The organism is Spinactinospora alkalitolerans (assembly GCF_013408795.1).
Lineage (GTDB): Bacteria > Actinomycetota > Actinomycetes > Streptosporangiales > Streptosporangiaceae > Spinactinospora > Spinactinospora alkalitolerans.
The window spans coordinates 1894179-1917901 of record NZ_JACCCC010000001.1; the positions used below are offsets into that span (position 1 = coordinate 1894179).

General features: G+C 71.6%; 21 protein-coding genes and 2 rRNA genes. 15 read left to right on the plus strand and 8 right to left on the minus strand.

Annotated features, from left to right (window positions below):
* Nucleotides 1-279: 279 nt before the first annotated feature.
* The 7 genes from HDA32_RS08430 (at nt 280) to HDA32_RS08460 (ending at nt 8154) form a co-directional block, all read left to right on the plus strand.
* Nucleotides 280-3361: ribosomal RNA gene (locus tag HDA32_RS08430) — 23S ribosomal RNA — on the plus strand.
* Between the two features lie 134 nt (nt 3362-3495).
* Nucleotides 3496-3614 (plus strand): 5S ribosomal RNA (rrf, locus tag HDA32_RS08435).
* Between the two features lie 901 nt (nt 3615-4515).
* Nucleotides 4516-5310: a tetratricopeptide repeat protein gene (locus HDA32_RS08440; protein ID WP_246334265.1), complete on the plus strand. Its 795-nt coding sequence runs from the start codon at nt 4516-4518 to the stop codon at nt 5308-5310.
* Nucleotides 5311-5539: 229 nt separating this feature from the next.
* Complete coding sequence (locus HDA32_RS08445) at nt 5540-5782, plus strand: hypothetical protein (RefSeq protein WP_179642659.1); 243 nt, start codon at nt 5540-5542, stop codon at nt 5780-5782.
* Between the two features lie 438 nt (nt 5783-6220).
* Nucleotides 6221-6766, plus strand: a complete 546-nt coding sequence (locus HDA32_RS30520; RefSeq protein ID WP_312863092.1) for a DinB family protein — start codon at nt 6221-6223, stop codon at nt 6764-6766.
* A 197-nt stretch (nt 6767-6963) separates the two neighbouring features.
* Entirely contained in the window at nt 6964-7488 is a 525-nt protein-coding gene (locus tag HDA32_RS08455) for a P-loop nucleotide/nucleoside kinase family protein (protein ID WP_179642661.1), read from the plus strand.
* A gap of 219 nt (nt 7489-7707) precedes the next feature.
* Nucleotides 7708-8154 carry an NUDIX domain-containing protein gene (locus HDA32_RS08460; RefSeq protein WP_179642662.1) on the plus strand — a complete coding sequence of 149 codons (447 nt, stop codon included), beginning with the start codon at nt 7708-7710 and terminating at the stop codon, nt 8152-8154.
* A gap of 13 nt (nt 8155-8167) precedes the next feature.
* On the opposite strand, the gene HDA32_RS08465 is transcribed toward HDA32_RS08460, so the two are convergent.
* The 5 genes from HDA32_RS08465 to HDA32_RS08485 all read right to left on the minus strand — a co-directional run bounded on the left by HDA32_RS08465 (nt 8168) and on the right by HDA32_RS08485 (nt 12295).
* Entirely contained in the window at nt 8168-9076 is a 909-nt protein-coding gene (locus HDA32_RS08465) for a GNAT family N-acetyltransferase (protein WP_179642663.1), read from the minus strand.
* Between the two features lie 40 nt (nt 9077-9116).
* Entirely contained in the window at nt 9117-9827 is a 711-nt protein-coding gene (locus HDA32_RS08470) for a B3/B4 domain-containing protein (protein ID WP_179642664.1), read from the minus strand.
* 70 nt (nt 9828-9897) lie between these two features.
* Nucleotides 9898-10476: a helix-turn-helix domain-containing protein gene (locus HDA32_RS08475; RefSeq protein ID WP_312863093.1), complete on the minus strand. Its 579-nt coding sequence runs from the start codon at nt 10474-10476 to the stop codon at nt 9898-9900.
* An 88-nt stretch (nt 10477-10564) separates the two neighbouring features.
* Nucleotides 10565-11053 carry a GNAT family N-acetyltransferase gene (locus HDA32_RS08480; RefSeq protein ID WP_179642665.1) on the minus strand — a complete coding sequence of 163 codons (489 nt, stop codon included), beginning with the start codon at nt 11051-11053 and terminating at the stop codon, nt 10565-10567.
* A 255-nt stretch (nt 11054-11308) separates the two neighbouring features.
* Complete coding sequence (locus tag HDA32_RS08485) at nt 11309-12295, minus strand: MBL fold metallo-hydrolase (RefSeq protein ID WP_312863094.1); 987 nt, start codon at nt 12293-12295, stop codon at nt 11309-11311.
* 278 nt (nt 12296-12573) lie between these two features.
* On the opposite strand from HDA32_RS08485, the gene HDA32_RS08490 reads away from it, so the two are divergent.
* Complete coding sequence (locus HDA32_RS08490; RefSeq protein ID WP_179642666.1) at nt 12574-13086, plus strand: single-stranded DNA-binding protein; 513 nt, start codon at nt 12574-12576, stop codon at nt 13084-13086.
* Here HDA32_RS08490 and HDA32_RS08495 read toward each other — a convergent pair.
* From HDA32_RS08495 to HDA32_RS08505, 3 genes are all read right to left on the minus strand, one after another.
* Complete coding sequence (locus HDA32_RS08495) at nt 13071-14075, minus strand: HAD-IIA family hydrolase (protein WP_179642667.1); 1005 nt, start codon at nt 14073-14075, stop codon at nt 13071-13073. The genes HDA32_RS08490 and HDA32_RS08495 overlap by 16 nt on opposite strands.
* 236 nt (nt 14076-14311) lie before the next feature.
* The gene (locus HDA32_RS08500) at nt 14312-15646 is read right to left on the minus strand and encodes a DUF1015 family protein (protein ID WP_179642668.1); all 1335 of its coding nucleotides are present in this window, start codon (nt 15644-15646) and stop codon (nt 14312-14314) included.
* A gap of 64 nt (nt 15647-15710) precedes the next feature.
* Nucleotides 15711-16061 carry an SCP2 sterol-binding domain-containing protein gene (locus tag HDA32_RS08505; RefSeq protein ID WP_179642669.1) on the minus strand — a complete coding sequence of 117 codons (351 nt, stop codon included), beginning with the start codon at nt 16059-16061 and terminating at the stop codon, nt 15711-15713.
* A gap of 210 nt (nt 16062-16271) precedes the next feature.
* Here HDA32_RS08505 and HDA32_RS08510 point away from each other — a divergent pair, with 210 nt between their 5' ends.
* The 7 genes from HDA32_RS08510 (at nt 16272) to HDA32_RS08540 (ending at nt 23721) form a co-directional block, all read left to right on the plus strand.
* Nucleotides 16272-17126, plus strand: a complete 855-nt coding sequence (locus HDA32_RS08510; protein ID WP_179642670.1) for a hypothetical protein — start codon at nt 16272-16274, stop codon at nt 17124-17126.
* Nucleotides 17123-17356, plus strand: a complete 234-nt coding sequence (locus HDA32_RS08515) for a hypothetical protein (RefSeq protein ID WP_179641194.1) — start codon at nt 17123-17125, stop codon at nt 17354-17356. Before HDA32_RS08510 ends, HDA32_RS08515 begins: the two co-directional genes overlap by 4 nt.
* 123 nt (nt 17357-17479) lie before the next feature.
* Nucleotides 17480-18280: a TlyA family RNA methyltransferase gene (locus tag HDA32_RS08520; RefSeq protein WP_179642671.1), complete on the plus strand. Its 801-nt coding sequence runs from the start codon at nt 17480-17482 to the stop codon at nt 18278-18280.
* A 208-nt stretch (nt 18281-18488) separates the two neighbouring features.
* A complete protein-coding gene (locus tag HDA32_RS08525) occupies nt 18489-19469 on the plus strand; it encodes an NAD kinase (protein WP_179642672.1) in 981 nt (326 codons plus the stop codon).
* A 69-nt stretch (nt 19470-19538) separates the two neighbouring features.
* Complete coding sequence (gene recN, locus HDA32_RS08530) at nt 19539-21239, plus strand: DNA repair protein RecN (RefSeq protein ID WP_179642673.1); 1701 nt, start codon at nt 19539-19541, stop codon at nt 21237-21239.
* Nucleotides 21240-21466: 227 nt separating this feature from the next.
* Nucleotides 21467-22672: a putative cytokinetic ring protein SteA gene (steA, locus tag HDA32_RS08535; protein ID WP_179642674.1), complete on the plus strand. Its 1206-nt coding sequence runs from the start codon at nt 21467-21469 to the stop codon at nt 22670-22672.
* Nucleotides 22669-23721, plus strand: a complete 1053-nt coding sequence (locus HDA32_RS08540; protein ID WP_179642675.1) for a copper transporter — start codon at nt 22669-22671, stop codon at nt 23719-23721. The genes steA and HDA32_RS08540 overlap by 4 nt, the downstream gene beginning before the upstream one ends.
* Nucleotides 23722-23723: the final 2 nt, after the last annotated feature.

Consider the following 23723-nt stretch of genomic DNA (forward strand, 5'->3'; position numbering starts at 1 on the left):
GGTTGACGGACTCGAGAGTGGACCCGATGTTCTGGCGTTTCTGCTGGAGGTCGTCGGGGTGGCGTGAAGGAGAACGAGCAGTCCCCTGGTCGTCTGGAAGGGCCGGGGGCGCGCTGTTGGGTGTCTGAGGAAGCAACCGCTGGTTGTTTTCCGCGGGTGCCATCCCATGCGAAGACGCTGGTTGTCCCGGGTTGTTTCGGGTTTGCCGGTTGTTTTAGCCGGGTGTGTGGTGTGTGTTTTGATTTGTGGATAGTGTGCGCGAGCATCTTGTATCTGTGGTGGCCAAGTTAGTGTGGCATACGGTGGATGCCTTGGCACCAGGCGCCGATGAAGGACGTGGGAGGCCGCGATAGTCCACGGGGAGTTGTCAACCGGGCGTTGATCCGTGGGTTTCCGAATGGGGTAACCTAGCCTGTTTCATAGCAGGTTGCCGCTGCCTGAATGTATAGGGTGGTTGGTGGTGACGCGGGGAAGTGAAACATCTCAGTACCCGTAGGAAGAGAAGACAATAGTGATTCCCTGAGTAGTGGTGAGCGAAAGGGGATGGTGGCTAAACCGTGCGCGTGTGAGACCCGGCAGGGGTTGCGTGTGCGGGGTTGTGGGATGCATCTGGCCTAGTCTGCCGGCTGGGCGCGGTGATGGTCGGGTTAGCTGAAGTCGTTGGGAAGCGACGCCGGAGTGGGTGAGAGTCCCGTAGGTGAAGGCCCGGTCTAGCCGTTGGTGTGGTCCCGAGTAGCGCGGAGCTCGAGGAATTCCGTGTGAATCTGGCAGGACCACCTGTCAAGCCTGAATACGTCCTGGTGACCGATAGTGCACGAGTACCGTGAGGGAAAGGTGAAAAGTGCCCCGGTGAGGGGTTGTGAAATAGTACCTGAAACCGTGTGCTGTCAAGCCGTCAGAGCCTTTCGGGGTGATGGCGTGCCTTTTGAAGAATGAGCCTGCGAGTCGTGGTGTGTGGCGAGGTTAACCCGGGTGGGGTAGCCGTAGCGAAAGCGAGTCTGAAGAGGGCGTGTGAGTCGCATGCTGTGGACCCGAAGCGGGGTGATCTACCCATGTCCAGGGTGAAGCGGAGGTAAGACTTCGTGGAGGCCCGAACCCACCAGGGTTGAAAACCTGGGGGATGAGGTGTGGGTAGGGGTGAAAGGCCAATCAAACTCCGTGATAGCTGGTTCTCCCCGAAATGCATTTAGGTGCAGCGTCGTGTGTTGCTTGCCGGAGGTAGAGCGACTGGTTGGCTGATGGGCCCGACAAGGTTACTGAGGTCAGCTAAACTCCGAATGCCGGTGAAGTTAGCGCGGCAGTGAGACTGCGGGGGATAAGCTTCGTAGTCGAGAGGGAAACAGCCCAGATCATCAGCTAAGGCCCCTAAGCGTGTGCTAAGTGGGAAAGGTTGTGGAGTTGCTGAGACAACCAGGAGGTTGGCTTAGAAGCAGCCATCCTTTAAAGAGTGCGTAATAGCTCACTGGTCAAGTGGTTCTGCGCCGATAATGTAGCGGGGCTGAAGTGCACCGCCGAAGCTGTGGATGCACACCGTTGGGTGTGTGTGGTAGGGGAGCGTCGTGCATGAGGTGAAGCCGCGGGGTGACCGTGTGGTGGATTGTGTGCGAGTGAGAATGCAGGCATGAGTAGCGAGACCGGCGTGGGAAACGCCGGCGCCGATTGACTAAGGGTTCCTGGGGCAGGTTAATCCGCCCAGGGTGAGTCGGGGCCTAAGGCGAGGCCGACAGGCGTAGTCGATGGATAACGGGTTGATATTCCCGTACCCGTTCACGTGCGCCCGTACCGGGGCCTCTGAGACTAACCACCACCGAAGCTGCTGGTGGCCTTCGGGCTTCTGGCGGTGGAGGCGTGGGGCCTGAGGGGGTAGTAGGTAAGTGATGGGGTGACGCAGGAGGGTAGCTCTACCGGGCGGTGGTTGTCCCGGGATAAGCGTGTAGCCCGGAGTGCAGGCAAATCCGTGCTCCGTTGAGGGTGAGGCGTGATGTCGAGGCGTTGAGCCGAAGTGAGTGATCCCATGCTGTCGAGAAAAGCCTCTAGCGAGTGCGTGGGCGGCCCGTACCCGAAACCGACGCAGGTGGTCAGGTCGAGTAGACCGAGGCGTTCGGGTGAACCATGGTTAAGGAACTCGGCAAATTGTCCCCGTAACTTTGGGAGAAGGGGAGCCCTGTCCGGTGAGCACACGTGCTGTGTGAGCTGGGTGGGGTCGCAGATAGCAGGGGGAAGCGACTGTTTACTAAAAACACAGGTCCGTGCGAAGTCGTAAGACGCGGTATACGGACTGACGCCTGCCCGGTGCCGGAACGTTAAGAGGACTGGTCAGCCCGTTTCGGCGGGTGACGCTGGGAATCTAAGCGCCGGTAAACGGCGGTGGTAACTATAACCATCCTAAGGTAGCGAAATTCCTTGTCGGGTAAGTTCCGACCTGCACGAATGGCGTAACGACTTCCCCGCTGTCTCAACCATGGGCCCGGTGAAATTGCACTACGAGTAAAGATGCTCGTTTCGCGCAGCAGGACGGAAAGACCCCGGGACCTTCACTATAGCTTGACATTGGTGTTTGGGATGGTTTGTGTAGGATAGGTGGGAGCCGGTGAAGCCGCCACGCTAGTGGGGGTGGAGGCGTTGGTGAAATACCACTCTGACTGTTTCGGGCATCTAACCTGGGACCGTGATCCGGTTCGGGGACAGTGTCTGGTGGGTAGTTTAACTGGGGCGGTTGCCTCCTAAAGGGTAACGGAGGCGCCCAAAGGTTCCCTCAGCCTGGTTGGCAATCAGGTGTTGAGTGTAAGTGCACAAGGGAGCTTGACTGTGAGACGGACGTGTCGAGCAGGTGCGAAAGCAGGGACTAGTGATCCGGCACCGGCGTGTGGAAGCGGTGTCGCTCAACGGCTAAAAGGTACCCCGGGGATAACAGGCTGATCTTCCCCAAGAGTCCATATCGACGGGATGGTTTGGCACCTCGATGTCGGCTCGTCGCATCCTGGGGCTGGAGTTGGTCCCAAGGGTTGGGCTGTTCGCCCATTAAAGCGGCACGCGAGCTGGGTTTAGAACGTCGTGAGACAGTTCGGTCCCTATCCGCTGCGCGCGTTGGAGACTTGAGAAGGGCTGTCCCTAGTACGAGAGGACCGGGACGGACGAACCTCTGGTGTGCCAGTTGTCCCGCCAGGGGCATGGCTGGTTGGCTACGTTCGGGAGGGATAACCGCTGAAAGCATCTAAGCGGGAAACCTGCTTCGAGATGAGGTCTCCTGCCACCGTGAGTGGGTAAGGCCTCCAGTAGACGACTGGGTTGATAGGCCGGGTGTGGAAGCACTGCGAGGTGTGGAGCTGACCGGTACTAATCGGCCGAGGGCTTGTCCACCGCAGATGACTGGATGCTCGCGCATGCTAGACGCACACACGAGACACGCACGTGTTTGATTTCTTCATATGGTTTCGCGCTTTTTTCCGCGTGGTCCTTGGGTTTCCCCGCGCTTTCGGGTGTGGGGGTGAGGGTTGCGGTGGTGATGGCGGGAGGGTCACACCCGGTCCCATTCCGAACCCGGTCGTTAAGCCTCCCAGCGCCGATGGTACTGCCTCCATGGTGTGGGGTGGGAGAGTAGGACGCCGCCGCATTTTCTTGCAGAGGGGGCGGGGTTGGCCAGATATCGTCTGGCCGGCCCCGCCCCCCCCTTTTTTTGCGCCCTTTTCCGGGGGGGGGTGGGGGTCTTGGCCGCGGGTGGGGTGCGCGGTGGTGGGGTGGTCCTCTTGCACGGTCGAAGGCCCGAAGACGGAAATCGCCCCTCCCGCACGCCATCCCTCCCGCGGCCGGGGTTCACAACCCCCGGGGTCAAGGCTTCCTTGATGATCTGAGAGGTGTCTCTCTGCCGTGAGGCGTGTGGGCAGCAGGCGAGTGGGTCGCGACCTGCGTGGACCCTCGTGCGTTCGGGCGCTGAGCGAGTCCTGAGCGGATGCGCGTTGACGTGCGTGGAGTCCACATGCCGTAAAGTGAGAGGGATCTTGAATCACCATGCGCTGCTACGGATGAGTGGCAGCGCTTTTGAATGTTTACGGACGGGACATGACTGACGACAGCCGATCGGGGGGCCGTGACGGCTCCGGAGCCCGCGACCACGGAGGCCACCGATCCGGCGGCAGGGGCGGCGATGGTCCTCGCTCCGGTTTCGGCCGTGGTGGTGAGCGTGGTGGCTCCCGCGCCGGCTCGAACCGGGGTGGGTCTGGCCGTGGTGGCTGGTCGAGGGATGATTCGCGTTCGGAGCGTCGTGATGACCGCTCCGGTTACCGTCGTGACGACCGTTCCCGTTCTCGCGACGCCTCACGTGACGGTGATGACCGACGCGGCGGCGAACGCGGCGGTTACCGGGGGAGTTCGAACCGGGGCGGCGGCCGGGGCGACCGTCCCTTCCGTTCCGGCGAGCGGCGTTCCGGCGGCCGCTTCGACGGCCCGCGAGGCCCTCGACGTGAAGAGCGCGATCGGAGCGATGCTCCGCGCGACCCGCGCGACGTCGCTCCGCAGTTGCCCGAGAACGTCATGCCGGGCCAGCTCGACTCCGAGGTCCGCGGCGAGCTCAGCACGTTGCCCCGCTCCCTGGCCGATGTGGTCGCCCGGCACCTGGTCGTGGCCGGTGAACTGCTCGACGAGGACCCTGAGCGTGCCTACGAGCACGCGGCCTACGCCAGGCGCAAGGCGTCGCGGGTGGCCGCTGTGCGCGAGGCGGCAGGCGTCGCGGCCTACAAGGTCGGCAAGTGGCAGGAGGCGCTGTCGGACCTGCGCGCCGCGCGGCGCATGAGCGGCCGCAACGCCTACCTTGCGATCATGGCCGACTGTGAACGGGGCCTGGGCCGTCCGGAGCGCGCGTTGGAGATCGCCCGGAGCCAAGAGGTCGGGAAGCTCGACATCGCCGACCAGATCGAGTTGCGCATCGTTGCCTCCGGGGCGCGCCGCGACCTGGGAGACCCCAGGGCCGCCCTGGTGGAGCTGCAGGGGCCCGAGCTCAAGGAGCGACGGGCGCGGCCGTGGGTGGCCCGGCTGTTCTACGCCTACGCCGACGTGCTGCTGGAGCTGGGCCGGGAGAAGGACGCGCGCGAGTACTTCGGGCGGGCCTCGGCGGTTGACCAGGAGAACGTGACCGATGCCGACGAGCGCCTGGCCGAGCTGGAGGGCGTCGAGATCGTCGACATCGGCGAGGACGTGGTCTGGAGCGACGCCGAGGACCCGGATTTCGGCGGGTTCGACGAGGATGAGGACGAGGAGCGGAACGGTTCCGGCGGCACCCCGCCCGGTGCCGGGGAGGACGCCGACCGCCTCTGAGGCCGAGCCTCGTCCGGTCCGGCGTGCGTCAGTCACGTTTTGCCCACCGCTCCGGACGGGCCGCGGAGCCCTGTCGCAGGGCCGGGTCGCGGCTGGGCGTTCGAAGGCCGGCTCCTGTCCGACCGCGCTCAGGAGAGGCAGCGGGCGACGTGCGGCGCGGCGATACGGGCTGTGACCTGCTAAATGCTACTCTTTGCAACTGCCCATTACTCTTAGTGATTGGAATGTTGTGAAGCGAATCATCGCCGCCGCCATAGCCGGAGCCGCCGGCTGCACTCTGCTCCTCGGCGTGGCCGCGCCCGCCGCAGCGCAAGAGGAGAACTCCGAGAGCAGGCGGAATGAGTGGGGTCTGCACACTCCTCTCGGCACCCTGGGGTTCTCGCAGGGCTCCTCCATTGAGGAGAACCACGAGAGCCATGAGATCAGCATCGAAGAGCAGGAGACCGAGAACGAGGAGGAGGCCCAGGAGTGACCGCCAGGGCGGGGCTCCTCGCCCGGTCCTGAGCCACGGTTTCCTGATCCGGCCGGTCGGGGTCGCTCACCGATGTCCTCGGAAGCCCTGTGGTGCGCCTGGCGGGGATCGGTCCGGCCTGGCGCGGGGCGGCAGGAGACGACGACGGAGGCGGTGGGGGCCCGAGTGCGCCAAGGTGCCCGTTCTGCGGTGGTTTCCTCGCCGGTCTTGATAGGTCTACAAGAACGGGCGGTTCTGGCCCCGATGAAGTCAAGATCGGCGCAGATGGACGCGCCGACGTGGGCCCCTGCCGCCTTCGCCGTTCTGCCGCTGCCTCTCGCTCAGGACCGCCTGTCTCCCGGTGGCGCGGACAAGGCCGCACAGCAGACCTCGACGGTTCCGGCGTCCTCACCGGTTCCCGTCCCCTGGTCTGTCACCGCCGCCTGGCATTCTCGTGCCGTGACCGATATCCCAGCGGAGAACTACGCGCAGACCTGGGCCGCCGATACCCGGGACCCTCTTCCCCTCGTCGGCGGCGAACGCGAGATCCTGACCGCCTTCCTCGACTGGCACCGCCAGACGTTCGAGCTCAAGTGCTCCGGCATTCCATCGGAGCGGCTCTCCGAGAAGGGCGTCCCGCCGTCCGGGTTGAGCCTGCACGGACTGCTCCGCCACCTCGCCGGGACGGAGCGGTGGTGGTTCCGCCAGCAGTTCGCCGGAGAGGACGTGCCGCACCTCTACTACAGCGACGACGAGCCCGACGAGGACTTCGACTCCCTGGACGGTGACATCGGCGAGGCCTTCGCGGTGTGGCGGGCCGAGTGCGAACGCGCCAGGGAGATCATCGCCGGCGCGGCCTCTTTGGACCAGACCGGCATCCACAGGGCGACCGGCAAGCCGGTGTCGCTGCGTCGGGTCCTGGTGCACATGATCGCCGAGTACGCCCGGCACAACGGCCATGCCGACCTGCTCCGCGAGCGGATCGACGGCGCCACGGGATACTGATCGGCCGGAAGGGCTCCTGACCGTCCCACCGCCTCGATCCAGTGGTTCGGGGCAACGGAAAAGGCGGTGGGACGGCGTCGGCCACCGTCGCCGGGCGGTGGCCGAGCCCTGGGGCAGTGGTCGATCCTCCGGAGGGCACGGCCTTCCGAAGGTCCTTGCCGCGGCGGCGACCCGGGGCGTCGGGCAGGATGGGCCGCGTGCTCATCGTCATGGGCGGGCTGCCCGCCACCGGAAAGACGACGCTGTCGCGCGCCCTCGCCCGCCGCGTCGGAGCGGTCCACCTGCGCATCGACACGATCGAGCAGGCGATCGTCGACTCCGGCCTGGCCGACCGGCCCCTCGGTCCCTCCGGCTACCTGGTCGGCTACTCCCTGGCCGGGGAGCATCTGGACCAGGGGCTGGCGGTGATCGCCGAGTCGGTGAACCCGCTGGCGGCCACCAGGGACGCCTGGCGCGACGTCGCCGCGCGCGCGGGCCGTCCGTGCCTGGAGGTGGAACCGGTCTGCTCCGATGCGGCCGAGCACGAGCGTCGCGTCACCACACGCACCAGCGACGTCCCCGGCCTGCGCAAGCCCGACTGGTCCGCGGTGCTGGACCGCGAGTACGAGTCGTGGGACCGCGACCACCTCGTCGTGAACACCTCGGGCCGCGCGGTCGCCGACTGCGTCGACGAGCTCCTCCGGGCGCTGGCCGCCCCGGGGCTCGGCGGAGCCGCCCGCTGATCCCGACGGCTCCCATCCGCGCGGCCCGGCCGTTCCCGAGCCGCCCGGGTTGCCCGAGCCGAGCCGTCCGAGGCCCGCGCCCGCTGTTGCGGGGCACCAGCGGAGATAACATTCGGGGGGCGCCGTTCACCGGCTCCGCCCGGCCCGCCGGACCGTTGGGCCGATCGACGGCCGGTCCGGTCGCCGAAGCACCCCGTTCCCCCGTGAGGCCGACGCCCTATGGACCCTCGACAGCCGCTGAACGGCGCGACCGTTCACCTCGGCGGCCCGCCGCCCTCCTACGACTCGGTGGTCGTCCTGCTCTTCGCCGGGGAGCGCCCGGTCCTCGTCCGGCACCGCGACCGCGCCTGGGAGTTCCCGGGCGGGCACGCCGAGGAGGGGGAGGACATCGTCGCGACCGCGCGCCGCGAGGCCCGCGAGGAGGCCGGCGCTGAGCTGGCCGAGGTGCGCGTCGCGGGCTACTACGTCCTGGCCGGCGGGCACACGACCGTGGTCACCCACGCCCAGGTCGCCGGGCTCGCGCCGCTGTCGGGGGAGTTCGAGACGACCGACGTCCGGGAGTTCGACGCCCTGCCGCCCGACCTGTCCTGGGACGACGGGATCTACGCGCACCTGCTCGACGTGCTCGGCCTGCCGGGGGCGCCGCCGATCCTCGGCCCCGCATAGGCCGCGGCGCCCCTCACGGCTCGCGCGCGTACACCAGTTGCCGGCCGCAGGGGCGGTAGCCCAGCCGGTCGTTGATCGCCAGCATCGGGGCGTTGGTGTCGTCGTTGGCGGTGTAGGCGTGGGTGTGGCCGCGCTCGCGGGCCCGGTGCAGTGCCGCCGTCTTGGTGTATCCGGCCAGTCCGAGCCCCCGGTACTCGCGGAGCGTTCCGGTCATGCCCGAGCCGATGCGCGACCTCCCGTCGGATTGGATGTTGACGGCGGCGACCGCGCGCCCGTCGACGACGGCGACGGTGCTCAGCTCCCGGTCCAGCAGCGGGTTCTCCCACTCCGAGGCCAGCCAGCCGTCGTAGGAGACCGCGTCGAGGGGGAAGTCGCCGGGCTCGTCGGCGATGGCCGCCGCCTCGACGGCGTGCACGGGGCCGGGGTCGAGGCGGTAGTCCTCGTAGCTGCGCAGTTCGACGCCCTCGGGCCGGCGGGGCAGGGGCGGGAGCGCGGCCAGCTCCAGCTCCTGGAACCTGGCCGTGCTGCGCCGCCGGTAGCCGCGGCGTTCGGCGAAGCGCCCCGAGTCCTCGTCGAGCGCCAGGGTTCGCAGGGTCACCGCTCCGACCGTGCGCAGATGCTCCTCCGCGGCCCGGGCCAGCGCGCCGCCGATGCCCCGCCCCCGGTGCTCGGGCAGCACGGTGACGTCGAAGGTGCCCTGGCCGGGAAGGGAGGTCTCCCATTCGAGGCGGGCGCCGGCCCGGCCCGCGATGCGCCCGTCGACCTCGGCGACGAGCAGCCGTCCGCGCTCGGTCGGCGGCGCGTGGTCGATCCGCCACAGCAGCGACTCGGCCGTGGTGATCAGGTAGGGGGCGACGGCGGAGCGGATCGCGGTGACGGCCGCGGCGTCGCCCCGTTCGAACGTGCGGATCCGGAAGGCCATGCGGGGAGCCTAGGCCGCCGCCGTCCGCGCTGTCAGCCGATTATTTCGCCAGCAGCCGTACGTCGGCCCGGAGGTCGGGGCTGGTCGCGCGCAGGGCGTCGATGAGCGCGTCGCCGGTCGCGGCGGCGTCGGCCCCGGTCATCGGGGCCAGCATGTCGATGATGAAGATGGCGCGCGTGGTCGATTCGGTCAGCCGGGTGCGCAGGCACTGCCGCCAGTTCCAGCGCCGGCAGGTGACGCCGGCGTCGTCGCGCCACACGACCTCGCCGGGGCTCGGGTGCTCGACGGCGGGCTCGCCGGACCTGGTGGTCTCGAACTCCTCCTCGCCGGTGGCGCGCACCAGTCGCAGCGGGCCGCGGTAGCGGTCGGCGTCCTCGCCGCCGAGCGGCGTCGCCCGGGAGACCGAGACGGCGTTGTAGGCGTCGGTCAGCCGGTCCACGCGCGGCAGCCCGGTGTCCAGGCGGCGCAGCAGAGCCTCGACGCTGGTCCGGGTGCGCTGCGGCTTTGCGCCGAAGGCCCGGAAGGCGTCCCGCCACGCGGCGACGTGCGGCAGTTCCTCGGGCGCGCCGCCGTCGAGGAGTTCGCGGGCCTGCTGCTCGGCGTGGGCCAGCAGCTTCTCGCTGACGTCGTCGCTGGGGCCCGGCCGCAGGCCGTCGGCGAGGACGAGCAGGGCCCGGTAGTCGGGGCGCAGTTCGAAGACGGCGTCGTCGACGTGGGCCAGGTCGAGCCAGGAGCGCGGGTCGTCGGACATGGTTTCTCCAGGGTCGTCGGTTGCGGGTGGGAGACGGCGAGGAGTCCGGTCCCGGGCCGGCGCCGCACGGTCATCGCCGATCGTGCGGGCCGGGCAGGTGGACGGTCATCAGGAACTCGCAGGCGGATTCGCCGCCGCAGGCGTAGGCGTGCGCGGTGTCGGAGTGGAAGAGGGCGGTCGCGCCGGCGGGGACCCGCTGCTCGGAGTCGCCCACTGTCAGCGCCAGCTCGCCGAAGAGCACCGTGACGGTCTCGTGCGCGCCGGGCAGGTGCGGGGCGCTGCGGTGCAGTTCGCCCGGGAGCATCCGCCAGCGCCACAGTTCCACGGGCGCGGGTCCCGGCGTGGTGAGCAGCAGCCGCACCTCGCCGCCCGCCGGGCCGGTCCACAGCGGTTCCGTGCTGTCTGCGCGCACCACGCGGATCCCCTCGGTCCCGGGCGGGTCCAGCAGGTCCGACACCGAGAGCGCGAGCGCGTCGGCGAGCCGCACCAGGGTGGAGAGGCTGGGGTTTCCGGCGCCGTTCTCCACCGATACCAGCGCGCCCTTGCTGATGCCCGCGCGTTCGCACAACCGGTCCAGCGACAGGCCGCGCCGGGTGCGGGCGGCGCGCACGTTGCAGGCGACCGCCGCCGCCGTGTCGCGGTCGGGCACGGATATCCTTCCGGTCGTTACGGTGAACCGCATGGTCACTACAACGACCATAGCGCATGCGGCCGCACGGGCGCCGACCGGCCGTCGATCAGAGGCCGCGGTACATGATGTGCAGCCCGACGTAGCCCTTGACCGGGTGCCGGAAGCCCTCCGGCAGTGTGGCCAGCACCTCGAAGCCGAGCGAGCGCCACAGGCCGACCGCCCTGGTGTTGGTCTCCACGACGGCGTTGAACTGCATCGCGCGGTAGCCCTCGGCGCGCGCCCATCGCAGGACGTGCTCGCCCAGGGCCCGCCCCACGCCGCACCCGGCGTGCTCGGGGGCGACCATGAAGCTCGCGCCGGCGATATGGGAGGCGGGGCCCATGTGGTTGGGGTTCATCTTGGCCGTGCCGAGGACGGTGCCTTCGGGCGCGACGGCGACGACCGTGCGGCCCGGGGGATCGAGGAGCCACATCGCGCGGGCCTGCTCCTCGCTGACGTCGCGGTCCCAGGTGAAGGTCTCGCCCGCGGCGACGATGCCGTGCAGGAAGGGCCAGATCGCGGGCCAGTCCTCGGGGGTCGCGTCTCTGATCTGCATGCCGTGATCATCGCGGTCGGGGATGCGGACCGCAAAGAGGTTTCGCCGGAGACCGCCGGGGTGCCCCGGCGGTCTCCGGGCCCCGGGACCGGTGATGGGAGAAGGCGGGGACCGTCTCCAGGTCCTGCCGGACCACTACAGGCCTGGTGAGGCCGCGGTCAGGCGCGCGGCGTCCGGCGAAGCGAAAGGCCGCGGGACCACCGTTGCGCGAGGCCCCGGCCATCGCTCGGCGGCGGCCCGCTCCACCGCCGGGGCTCACCGGGTGCCGCGCGCCTCCCGCTGGTCGGTCTCGACCTGGTCCAGCCAGTGCGTGATGCCGGCGACGTTGCTCTCGACGCCGCTCAGGATGTCCATGACCTTCTGGGACTCCGCCGGGGCGGACTCCGGCAGCGGGCGGTAGCGGCTCACGACGCGCTCGCGCACCATCGCCACGGCGTGGTCGAGGTCGCCGGGGCCGGCGTGCGCCTCGCGTACGGTCTCCACCCACATCCGCAGTTCCTCGTCGGCCCTGTGCAGCGTCTCCGCCACCGAGTCCACGGCCCCGAAGTGCGAGAACATCAGGCGCTGCGGGTCGATGTCGGTGAACAGCCGCAGCGAGCCGAGCGCGGCATCGAGGTCGAAGTCCGGGGGAGGCGTGGCCGGGCGGACGTCGCCGGTGTGGGTGTTGTACACGCCGACCGCGTCGCCCACGTAGAGGTCGCCGGTGGTGGAGTCCACGAGCCCGACGTGGTGCTTGGCGTGGCCGGGGGAGTAGTGGGCGGTGAGCCTGCGGCCGCCGCCGAGGTCGACCTCGTCGTCGGTGTCGACCGCGCGGATGCGGCCCGCCTCGGTGGGGCGCATCTCACCGAACAGCACGTCGAGCCGGTCGCCCCACACCATGCGGGCGCTGCTCATGAGCCGGGCGGGGTCGGCGAGGTGGCGGGCGCCGCGCCGGTGCACGACGATCTCGGCGTTGGGGAACATCCGCGCGATGTCGCCCACCCCGCCGGCGTGGTCCAGGTGGATGTGGGTGACCACGATGGTGGCCAGGTCGGCGGCCTCGATCCCGAGGTCCGCCAGCGCGTCGCGCAGCACCGGGGCGGAACCGGCGGTGCCGACCTCGATGACGCACGGCCGCTCGGTCCGGATCAGGTAGCTCGACGTGATGCCCGGATATCCGGCCATTCTGGTGTCGATGGCGAAGATCTCGTCGCCGAGGGGCGTGATGTCCTGCCGTTGCGTCGCGTCCACTGCGTCGTGCACCGCTTGGTCTCCCTTCCACCGGCTCGCGCCGACAGGACCCGAATCTAGTCCACCGGTCCGTCCCCGCCGGTGGCCGGGGTGCGCCGTGGAGGGGCGGGCCGCGGCGCACCCGCCGCGCGGTCCCTTCCGCCCGCCCGGAGCGGGCGTGCGGCGGTTGTCCACAGGAAGTAGATCGGTCTTTCCCGGCGGGCGCGGCGCGCTGATCCTGGAAGTGCACGAAGGCATGCCGCACGGCGCGATCGTCGGATGCCGCCGACTCGTCTCTGGGAGGATCCAGCATGCACAAGCCGTCCACGACCCACGCCACCGCCCGCCGCGCCCCGGTCCCCGGAGCCGGTCTGCTCCGCGCGGCCGCGCCGGCCGGCGGTTCCTCCCCGGGACGCGGGGCGCCGCGGCCCGCCCGCCCCCTCGACCGCCAGGGGCACCGCAACGAGGTCGTCCTGGCCGGCAGGGTGACCGCCGAGCCGGCGGTGCGCGAGTTGCCCAGCGGCGATCACCTGGTCACCTGGCGGCTTTCGATCACCCGGCCGCCGGCCGAGCAGCGTCCCAACCAGCCGGCCGACCCGATCACCTGTGTCAGCTTCCGCCCCGCGATGGAGGAGACCACGCGCGGCTGGCGGATCGGCGACGTCGTCCAGGTCACGGGCTCCCTGCGGCGCCGCTTCTGGCGCTCGCCCAACGGATCGGCCAGCGTGTTCGAGGTCGAGGCCAAGACCGCGCGCCGGGTCGACCCCACCGACGAGCCGGCGGTCGAAGGCACGGCGCAGGGGCCGGATCACCAGCCGAGCTGAGCCAGCGCCTCCGGCACGGCCGCCGGGTCCGTCCCCTGCGGGGCGGACCAGGCGGCCCCGCACAGCGCACGCAGCCCGTCGAGCCGGTCGCCCGCTCCGGCCAGCTCCAGCCGTCCCTCGCGCGCGACGGCGCTCCAGCCGCCGCAGCGCGCGAGGTGATCGTCGATACGCGTCTCGGGATGGTCGAGATTCACCCCGCCCAGGTCGTGGGCGAGGTAGGAAGGACGGTGCCGTGGCTCCGCCAGCAGCAGCTCCGCGGGGGTGGTCACCCCCGACAGCACCAGCATGGAGTCGACGTCGCGATTGGTCGCGCCTTCGATATCGGTGTCCAGGCGGTCGCCCACGACGAGTGGCCTGCGTGCTGCTGTGCGTCGTACGCCTTCTTCGTGCAGTGGCCGCTGCGGTTTTCCTGCCACGACCGGTTCCCGTCCGGTGGCGTTGGCGATCACCCGGGAGAACGCCCCGTTGCCCGGGAGCACTCCGCGCCCCAGCGGCGCGGTGGCGTCGCCGTTGGTGGCCACGAACAGGGCCCCCGCAGCCACCGCCAGCGAACCCTCGACGATCAGGTCGTAGCCCAGCCGGGGCGAGTAGCCCTGGACCACGGCCACGGGCTGCTCGGCGGCCACCGAGACCGGCCGCAGCCCGCGGTCGCGCAGGGCCTGGCGCAGCCCCGTGTCGCCGACGACCAGCACGGGCGAGCCCGCGGGGAAGCGCTCGGCGACCAGCCGGGCGGCGGCCTGCGCGGAGGTCACCACGTCCTGGGCGCTCGCCGCCACCCCCAGTCCGGTGAGGCGCTCGGCGATCGCCGCGGGGGTCCGCGCTGCGTTGTTGGTCACGAAGGCCACCCGCATCCCGCCGGCCCGTGCCTTGTCGACCGCCTCCGGTGCGCCCGGAACGGCGGCGGAGCCGATGTAGACGACCCCGTCCAGGTCCAGCAGAGCGGCGTCGTAGACGGTGCCCAGCGGGTGGGAGGAGGCTTTGAGGGTCATCGCGCCCGTAACTGTCGTCGGTGGAGTCGGTGGGGTGTGTCGCGGTTGCGCGGCCGCGGCGGCCGGCGCCCATTGCGGACGGGCCCATCGGATGAATCGTATGCGTCCGGCCGGAACGCTCCGCCGTCGGTGCCGTCCGCGGCCGGTGAGAAGGGCGGTGCTGCTCCGCGCCCATCGCCGGTGGGCGGGCGACGCGTTCACGGTCCCGGTTCTGCGTCGACGGTCCGGGCCCCTGCCTACCTGAAGGCGCGCAGGACGAGGCCGGTGCGCGGTTTCGGGCCGAACGAGGTCGACTTGCGCGGTGTCAGCTCGCCTCGGGCGGTCACGGCGTAGACGTCGGCGACGCTCAGCGGCGGCACGATCACGGCGGTCCCCCCGCAGGAGCGGGCGGCGGTCACCGCCTCGGCCGCGTCGTCGTGCACCAGCCGCGCGCCCTCGTCGGTGGCGCCCCACAGCGGCATGAGGAGGTGGCTCAGAACGGCGGTGGGCAGCGCCCGCCACGGCGCGGAACGCTCCGGCGCGGCTTCGGCCACGTCCTCGTCGGAGAAGCCGCGCAGCAGGTACCAGGAGCCTCCACCGGCGAGCAGCAGCGCCGGCCCCTGCGCGGCGGCCGCGTGCAGCCGCCGGATCGCCGACGCGGTCTCCGGTGCCGTGAACTCCTCGACCTCGGCGACCTTGCGGGCGCTCTGGGCGGCCGCGTCGGGGGCGAGACCGGGCAGGACCCGGTGGATCGCGCCGAGCCGGGGCGGTGAGGCGTCGGAGTCCACGAGGAACGCCAGCCCGTGCTCCCACGGACCGTCCGGTTGCGCTCCGGCCTCGGCGCGCAGCCGGAGGTAGGCGGCGTAGCGGTGGTGGCCGTCGGCGATGAGGGCGGTGCGGCCGGCGAGGTCGGCGGCGACGGCCGCCTGGACGCCGGGATCGGCGATCGCCCACAGCCGGTGGGTCACGCCGTCACCGGTCACGGTGTCCACCAGCGCGGCCGTGGTGGTCGCGGCGGCCTCGTCCACGGCCAGCCCGGCCGCGCCGCGTTCACCGCCGGCGCCTCCGCGGTACAGCAGGAAGATCGGCTCCAGGTTGGCCCGGGTGGCCGCCATCAGCCGGGCCCGGTCGGCCACGGGGCCGGGCAGGACGTCCTCGTGCGGCCGGACCGCGGCGCTGCCGGGCCCGGGCAGACGCAGTGCGCCGATGAGGCCCCGCTGCCGCCGCCCGTCCGGAGCGGTCTGCTCGTAGACGTAGAGGACGGGTTCGGGGTCCTGGACGAGGACGCCGTCGGCGATCCAGCGCCGGAGCGTGTGCGCGGCCCTGCGGTAGCGGTCCGGCCCCGACAGGTCGGCGGGGAAGCCGCGGGACTCGCGGGCGGCGGGGGGCAGGGTGAGCCGGACGGCGTTGCGGGGCTCCGCGCGCATCAGGTCGGTGACCGTGTCGGCGTCCAGCACGTCGTAGGGCGGAGCCAGCGCGGGCGCGAGGTTCAGCGCGGGGGAGTCGATCAGGGCTCGGGCGTCGGAGGCGGCGTAGCGCAATCCGCGAAACGGCGCCAGTTCAAGTACGTCTCCCGACTGTTCTCTGCGCACGCTCGAACGATACCCGCACCGTGCGCGCCGTCGGCCGGAGTCTGCGACGGCAGGCACGGAGGTGTCACAGCAGCTTGCGCAGCCGCATCATGTCCCCGAAGCTCGCGTCGAGCTTCACCCGGCCTGAAAGCAGCGCCTTGGCGAAGTCCAGCCGGTCCTCGGCGAGGTCGACCAGGGTGTCGCTGGAGGCGGTGAGGCGGACCTGGGCCCGCTCGGCGGGGTCCCCGGCGCGGCGCTCGGTGACGTCGACCAGGCCCTGCATGGCCAGGCGCATGTCGAACACGGTGTCCAGGTCACTGGCCGTGACGCTGACCGTGCGGTCCACGATGTGCTTGCGCCGACGGTCCTCGTCGACCTCCATGATCCGGTCGGACACCTTGGCGATCGCCGCACGGCATTCCTCAACGCTGGCCATGCCCTCCATCATGCCCTAGCCGGAGGGCTCCCCGGATCGCACGGCCGCCGCGGCCGAAGACGCCTCCCGCGGCGGGCGGCGCACGGCACATCGCCGACATGTCGGCTTCCGCAGCACCACCGCGGCGATGCGGGTAGCGTTCTGCTGGGTCCTCCCCCGCAGTGGTACCCGGCCCAAGCAGTGGCACCCGGTTCAAGAGGAGCGCGTTCAATGGTCGTCGACGCGGTACGCACCTATCTCGATGCCGCCAATGGCTTCACCGAGCTCACGCGCAAGCGCGCCGTCGCGGCGGCCAAGACCCTCCTCAAGGAGGGCGACGAGCGTTCCGGCGGCGCCATCACCAGGGCCACCGACACGGCCAGGAACACCGTGGAGAGCGTGGAGACCTCGGTCCGCACGACCAGGGTCGGCCACAACATCCAGACGCTGGCCGCCGACCTCATCGAGACCAGCAGGGCCAACCGCGCCGCGCTGAGCAGCCTCGTCGAGGGTGAGGTCGAGCGCCTCATCGACCGGCTCGACCTGGTCCGCCGCGACGAGCACGACCGTCTGGTGCGCCGCGTCGCCGAACTGGAGCGCAGGCTCGCCGCTCAGGCGGCCGCGCAGCGCTCCTCCCGCCGCACCGCGACCGCTCCGGCCGCTGCGGCGCCCTCGCCCGCGAGCGCCCACGAGGAGCAGGCCCCGGAGCCCGTCGAGACCGAATCGGCGCCCGCTTCGCTGGACGACACCGCCGCGACCGTGGCCGAGCCCCCGGCACGGGAGCCGGCCGAGGCCCCTGACACGGCCCCGGACGCGGCGGCGGAAGAGGCCCCGGCCGCGACCGCTGAGGCGGCGCAGGAGACGGCCGGGACGGCGGAGGGCGCCGAGACCGAGCAGCAGGCCCCGGAGCAGCCGGACCCGGCCCCCGCGGAGTCCGCCGCGGCCGGCACCGCCAAGAAGGGCGCGGCGTCGCGGGCCAGGACCAAGGGGACCGGGACCCGCGCGCGCACCGCCAAGGGCGGCTCCAAGCGCTCGGGCGGCGCCCGCGGCAAGAACACGGCGTCGGGCAAGGACGGCGACAAGTGAGCGGCGAGGCGCCCCGGCCGCGCCCGGTCCCCGCTCCTCCGGGGGGCGCTCCCGGCGAGGCCGCCCTCGCCGAGCAGACGGCGGAGAGCGTGCGGCGGCGCCTCGACGGGCTGGACGGGCTGCCCACGGCGGAGCACGTCGCCGTCTTCGACGCCCTCCAACGTGAGCTCTCCGCCGTCCTGGGCCGACTCGACCAGGACCAGGACGGCGGCCGGGAACGGCGGGAGTAGCGCCGGCATCCGGCCGGCGCGGGCGCCGGACCGCCCGCAGCCATCGGCCGCGACCGGTCCCGGATCGCCCCGGGCCCCCGCGGCCCCCGGCCACAGCTCAATTCAGATAGGCACCGTCACACCATGGCCAAACGCAGCCGGCTGGACGCCGAACTCGTCCGGCGCGGCCACGCCCGTTCCCGCGGGCACGCCGCCGAACTCATCGAGGCCGGGCGGGTCCGCGTCGGCGGCACCGTCGCGGCCAAGGCCGCCACCCAGGTCGGCACCGACGAGGCGATCGTGGTGGCCGCGGCCGAGGAAGGGCCGGCCTATGTCTCGCGCGGCGCCCACAAGCTGATCGGTGCGCTGGACGCGTTCGGGATCGACCCCGCGGGCCGCCGCTGCCTGGACGCCGGCGCCTCCACCGGTGGCTTCACCGATGTCCTGCTGCGCCGCGGCGCGGCGCACGTGACAGCGGTCGACGTGGGGTACGGCCAGCTGGCGTGGTCGCTGCGCAGCGACGAGCGGGTGAGCGTCCGGGAGCGCCGCAACGTCCGGGACCTCGTGCCCGAGGAGGTCGGCGAGCCGCTGCCCGACCTCGTGGTCGGCGACCTCTCCTTCATCTCCCTGACGCTGGTGCTGCCCGCGCTGGTGCGCTGCGCCCGGCCCGAGGCCGACTTCGCGATGATGGTCAAGCCCCAGTTCGAGGTGGGCAAGGAGCACGTGGGCGCCGGAGGCGTGGTGCGCGAGCCCGAACTGCGCGCCGACGCGGTGCGCACCGTCGCCGCGCACGCGGCCACCCTCGGGTTGGGCGCCGAGGACGTGGCGGCCAGCCCGCTGCCCGGCCCCTCGGGAAACGTCGAGTACTTCCTGTGGCTGCGCGCCGGCGCGCAGCCGCTGCAGGAGGAGCGGCTGCGCCGCGCGATCGAGGACGGGCCGCAGTGACGCGGCGGCCCCCGGCCCCCCTCCCCGCACGGTCCGGGGGAAAGGAAACCGATCCGGCGGATCGCATAACGTCGGGTTCGGGTAGCGACGGGGCGCACAGCGCGGGGCGCCGGTGCTTCGGGTAACGTGACCCGGCCGGACCGGATCCGGCATCGTCACCGCGCGCGGTGACGGCGAAGACCGTGAGGGCAACGAGGAGGGCGTCTCCATGACCAGTGGGGGCACGGGCGAGGTCGGCGCAGCGGGCGGCCCCGTCCGCCGCAGCGTGCTGCTGCTGGCGCACACCGGCCGGCCCGCCGCGATCCGCAGCGCCCAGTTGGTCCACGAGAGCCTCACCGAGGCCGGGATGACCGTGCGGATGCTGGCCTCCGAGGCCGACGAGCTCAAGCAGGCCGGCGCCGCGCTCGATCCCGTCGAGATCGTGCGGGCCACCCCCGAGGCGGCCCGAGGCGTCGAGCTCGTCATGGTGCTGGGCGGGGACGGCACCCTGCTGCGCGCGGCCGAGCTCGCCCGACCCGCCGGTGCGCCGCTGCTCGGCGTCAACCTCGGCCACGTCGGCTTCCTCGCCGAGGCCGAGCGCGAGGACCTCACCGCCACGGTGCGCAGCGTCGCCGACCGCGACTACGAGGTCGAGGAGCGGATGACCCTGGACATCGCCGTCTACAACGGGGGCCGCAACGGCACCGCCCCGCCGACCCGCACCTGGGCGCTGAACGAGGCCACGCTGGAGAAGGCCGAGGCCCGCCGCATGCTGGAGACGGTGCTGGAGATCGACGGCCGCCCGCTGTCGCGCTGGGGCTGCGACGGGGTGGTCTGCGCCACGCCGACCGGTTCCACGGCCCACGCCTTCTCCGCCGGCGGCCCGATCATGTGGCCCGAGGTGGAGGCCCTACTGGTGGTGCCGCTCAGCGCGCACGCCCTGTTCGCCCGCCCCATCGTCGTCTCGACCAGGGCCACCGTCGCCCTGGAGGTGCTGCCCGACACCACCGACGGCGTGCTGTGGTGCGATGGACGCCGTATGGTCGAACTGCCGGCCGGGGCGCGCGTGGAGGTTTCGCGCGGGGACGTGCCGGTACGGTTGGCCCGGCTGCAGCGGGCGCCGTTCACCGACCGTCTGGTCGCCAAGTTCGGACTGCCCGTCGCCGGCTGGCGGGGCCGCGCGGAACTCGCCGACCCCGACGGCCGGTGAGCCGTCCGGTGCTCAGGCTGCGCCGGAGAGGACAGGCGATACGGCTGGCGTATTTCAGGAGAGGGTCCGGTGCTCGAAGAAGTCCGAATCCAGGGACTCGGTGTCATCGACGACGCGGTGTTGGAGCTGTCGCCGGGGTTCACCGTTGTCACGGGTGAGACCGGCGCGGGAAAGACCATGGTGGTCACCGGGCTGGGACTGCTCTTCGGCGGGCGCGCCGATCCGCAGCGGGTGCGCCCCGGGGCCGACCGGGCGGTCGTGGAGGGCCGGCTGAGCGTGCCGCGCGAGGGGCGCGTCGCCGAGCGCGTCGCCGAGGCCGGCGGCGAACTCGACGACGACGTGCTGATCCTCACCCGGACCGTCTCGGCCGAAGGCCGGTCCCGGGCCACGTCGGGGGGCCGGTCGGCGCCGGTGAGCCTGCTGGCCTACCTGGCCGACGACCTCGTGGCCGTGCACGGCCAGTCCGACCAGCAGCGGCTGCTGCGCCAGGAGCGCCAGCGCGCCGCGCTGGACCGCTACGCCGGCGAGCGGCTGACCAAGACCGCCAACGCCTACGGCGCGGCCTACCGGCGGCACCGCGAGGTCGCGGAGGCGCTGGGGGAGCTCACGACCCGGGCGCGCGAGCGCGCCCAGGAGGCCGACGTGCTGCGCTTCGGCCTGGAGGAGATCACCGCCGCCGAACCCCGGCCGGGGGAGGACGCCGAACTGCTCGCCGAGGAGACCCGGCTCGGGCACGCCGATGCGCTGCGGGTCGCCGCGACCACCGCGCACGAGGCCCTCGCGGGCGACCCGGCAGCCAGCGAGGTCCAGGCCGACGTCGCGGGCCTGCTCGCAGCGGCCCGTCAGGCCCTGACCGCCGTGCGCGAGCACGACGCCGACCTCGCCGCGGTCGCCGACCGCCTCGACGAGGCCAGCTACGTGCTCAGCGACGCCGCCACCGAGCTGGCCTCCTACGCCGAGTCGGTGGAGGCCGATCCCGCCCGGCTGGCCGCGGTCCAGGAGCGCCGGTCCCTGCTCGGCCAGCTCTCCCGCAAGTACGGCGAGACGGCCGACGAGGTGCTCGCCTGGGCCGAGCAGGCGGCCAAGCGCCTCGGCGAGCTCGAAGGCGACGACGACCGCATCGATGCGCTGCGCGCCGAGGAGGAGGAGCTGCGGGGCAGCCTGACCCTGCTCGCCGACGAGCTCACCGAGATCCGCGGGGACGCGGCCGAGCGGTTCGGCTCGGCCGTCACCGAGGAGCTCACCGCGCTGGCCATGCCGCACGCCCGCGTCACGGTGCGGGTCAGCACCGGCGGGGAGTTCGGGCCGCACGGCCGCGACGACATCGAACTGCTGCTCGCCCCGCACCCCAGCGCTCCACCGCTGCCGCTGCACAAGGGCGCCTCCGGGGGCGAGCTCTCGCGCGTGATGCTCGCGATCGAGGTGGTCTTCGCCGGTGCCGACCCGGTGCCGACCTTCGTCTTCGACGAGGTCGACGCCGGCGTGGGCGGCAAGGCCGCGGTCGAGATCGGCCGCAGGCTGGCCCGGCTGGCCCGCCGCGCCCAGGTCATCGTGGTCACCCACCTGCCCCAGGTCGCCGCGTTCGCCGATGCGCACCTGGTCGTGGAGAAGTCCAACGACGGCATGGTGACCGCGAGCGGCGTGACGCGGCTCGATCGCACCGGCCGGGTCCGGGAGCTCTCACGTATGCTGGCAGGGCTGGAAGACTCCGAACTCGGCCGGGCCCACGCAGAGGAGTTGCTGATGATCGCGGCAGCCGACCGCGACTGACGTCCACCGCCCGCGCGGCCTGTTCCGGCCGCCCCCGCGCTTCCTCGGAAGGTGCGGGCGATGCCTCGCTCGCGGGCCCGGGCCGGGCCCGGCGGCACCGGCGCACGTGCCGTCCACGGCCGTCGACCCCTGCGCCAGTGAGGACGGTGAATTGTGTCTCCGGGTGAACACGCCGTCACCCCCCGCGTTGTGACGGAAGTGCCGCCGCCTCTGGCAAGATGCAAGCGATGAAGGTCCCGACGGCGCTGGCCGCCAGATTCCCGAAATTCCGTCGCGGTAGGGTCGACGGATCCGTCGGCGTCTCCGCTCCCGCCCGCTCGGACCGCCGGACCAAGAACCTCACCAAGCGCCTCAAGCCCGGCGACATGGCGATCATCGACCACGTCGACATCGACAGGGTCAGCGCCGAGGCGCTCGTCAGTTGCGGCGTCTCGGCGGTGCTCAACGTCGCCAGCAGCATCAGCGGGCGCTATCCCAATCTCGGCCCGCAACTGATCGTCGAGGCCGGCATCCCGCTCGTCGACGACGTCGACCCCGAGGTCTTCGCCCGCGTGCAGGAGGGCGAGGAGCTGCGGCTGGAGGGCGGCACCCTCTACCGCGGCGACGACGCCGTGGCCAAGGGCGTCGAGCAGGACGCCGAGTCCGTCGATGCGGCCATGACCGAGGCCAGGGCCGGCCTGGCGGTGCAGTTGGAGGCGTTCGCCGCCAACACCATGGAGTATCTCAAGCGCGAGCGGGAACTCCTCATCGACGGCATCGGCGTGCCCGACATCAGCACCAGGATCGAGGGCAAGCACGTCCTGATCGTGGTGCGCGGCTACCACTACCGCGAGGACATCGCGGCGCTGCGCTCCTACATCCGGGAGTACCGGCCCGCCATCATCGGGGTGGACGGGGGCGCCGACGCGCTGCTGGAGGCCGGCTACCGGCCCGACATCATCGTCGGCGACTTCGACTCCGTCTCCGACAAGGCGCTCACCTGCGGCGCCGAGCTGGTCGTGCACGCCTACCGGGACGGCCGGGCCCCCGGCCTCAAGCGCATCACCGACCTCGGCTACGACGCCATCGTGTTCCCTGCCACCGGCACCAGCGAGGACGTCGCGATGATGCTGGCCGACGACGCGGGGGCGGCCCTCATCGTCGCCGTCGGCACCCACGCCACGCTGGAGGAGTTCCTGGACAAGGGGCGCGCCGGCATGGCCAGCACCTTCCTCACCCGGCTGCGGGTCGGCGGCAAGCTCATCGACGCCAAGGGCGTCAGCCGGCTCTACCGGAGCCGCATCTCGCCCTGGACGCTCCTCGCCCTCGTGGCGGCCTCCCTGCTCACCATCGTGGTCGCGGCCTACAGCTCGCCGGCGGGGCAGGTGTACATGAACTTCCTCGCCGCGCGCTGGGACGCGTTCTACTACTGGCTAACCGGATTGTTCTCGTGATCGATTTCCGCTATCACCTGGTCTCCATCGTCGCCATCTTCCTGGCCCTGACCGTCGGCATCGTGCTGGGCACGACGATGCTGCAGGACCCGCTGCTCAACACGCTGCAGACGGAGACCTCCCAACTGCGCGACCAGAGCGACGAGCTGCGCGAGGAGAAGGACGTCGCCGACCGGCTCAGCGCCGGTGCCGACGAGATGGCCGCCGCCTACGCCGAGGACATGCTGACCGACCAGCTCACCGGCACCCGCGTGGTCGTCATGGAGGCGCCGGGGGTGCCGGAGGAACTGCGCGACGGGGTCGTGGCGCGGATCGAGCAGGCGGGCGGAGTCGTCACCGGCCGCCTGTCCTTCACCGACAAGTACATCGACCCCGGCCAGTCGAGCTTCATCCGGGAGCTCACCGGCCAGCTCGCCGAAGACGCCGAGCCGCCTCGGGGCAGCGCCCATGAGCGCGCCGGCGCCGAGCTCGCCCGAGCGGTGATCCGCTCCGAGGAGGAGCTCGAGGAGTCCTCGGAGTCCGAAGAGGGCTCCGAGGAGGACGGCGGCGAGGAGGCCGACGCCGGCGCGGTGCTCGCCGGGTTCGCCGAAGCCGGACTGCTCACCGTCCAGGGGGAGCCCAGCGGGAAGGCCGACATCGGCCTGGTCCTGGCGCCGGCCGAGCCCTTCACCACCGCTACGGCCTCCGAGCCCGAGCAGGACGACGCCACGCCGCCGGGGAACACGGCGTTCCTCGCGCTGGCCAACGCGCTCGACGCCGAGGCCGGCGGCGCGGTGCTGGTCGGCACCACCACCTCCATCGAGCCCGGAGGGCTGCTCGCCCAGGCCCGTGAGGAGCAGGCCGGGTTCACCACCGTCGACACCGCGGGCACCACGACCGGCGACGTCGTCACCACGCTCGCCCTGGCCATCACCACCGAGGGACGCAGCGGGCACTACGGCATCGGCGAGGACGCCGACGGCTTCCTGCCGGACCCGCTGCCGCAGCCCAACGAACCCACCCGGCCCGAGGATCCCGGCGACAACCTTCAGGACGAGGACGCGGAGTAGCT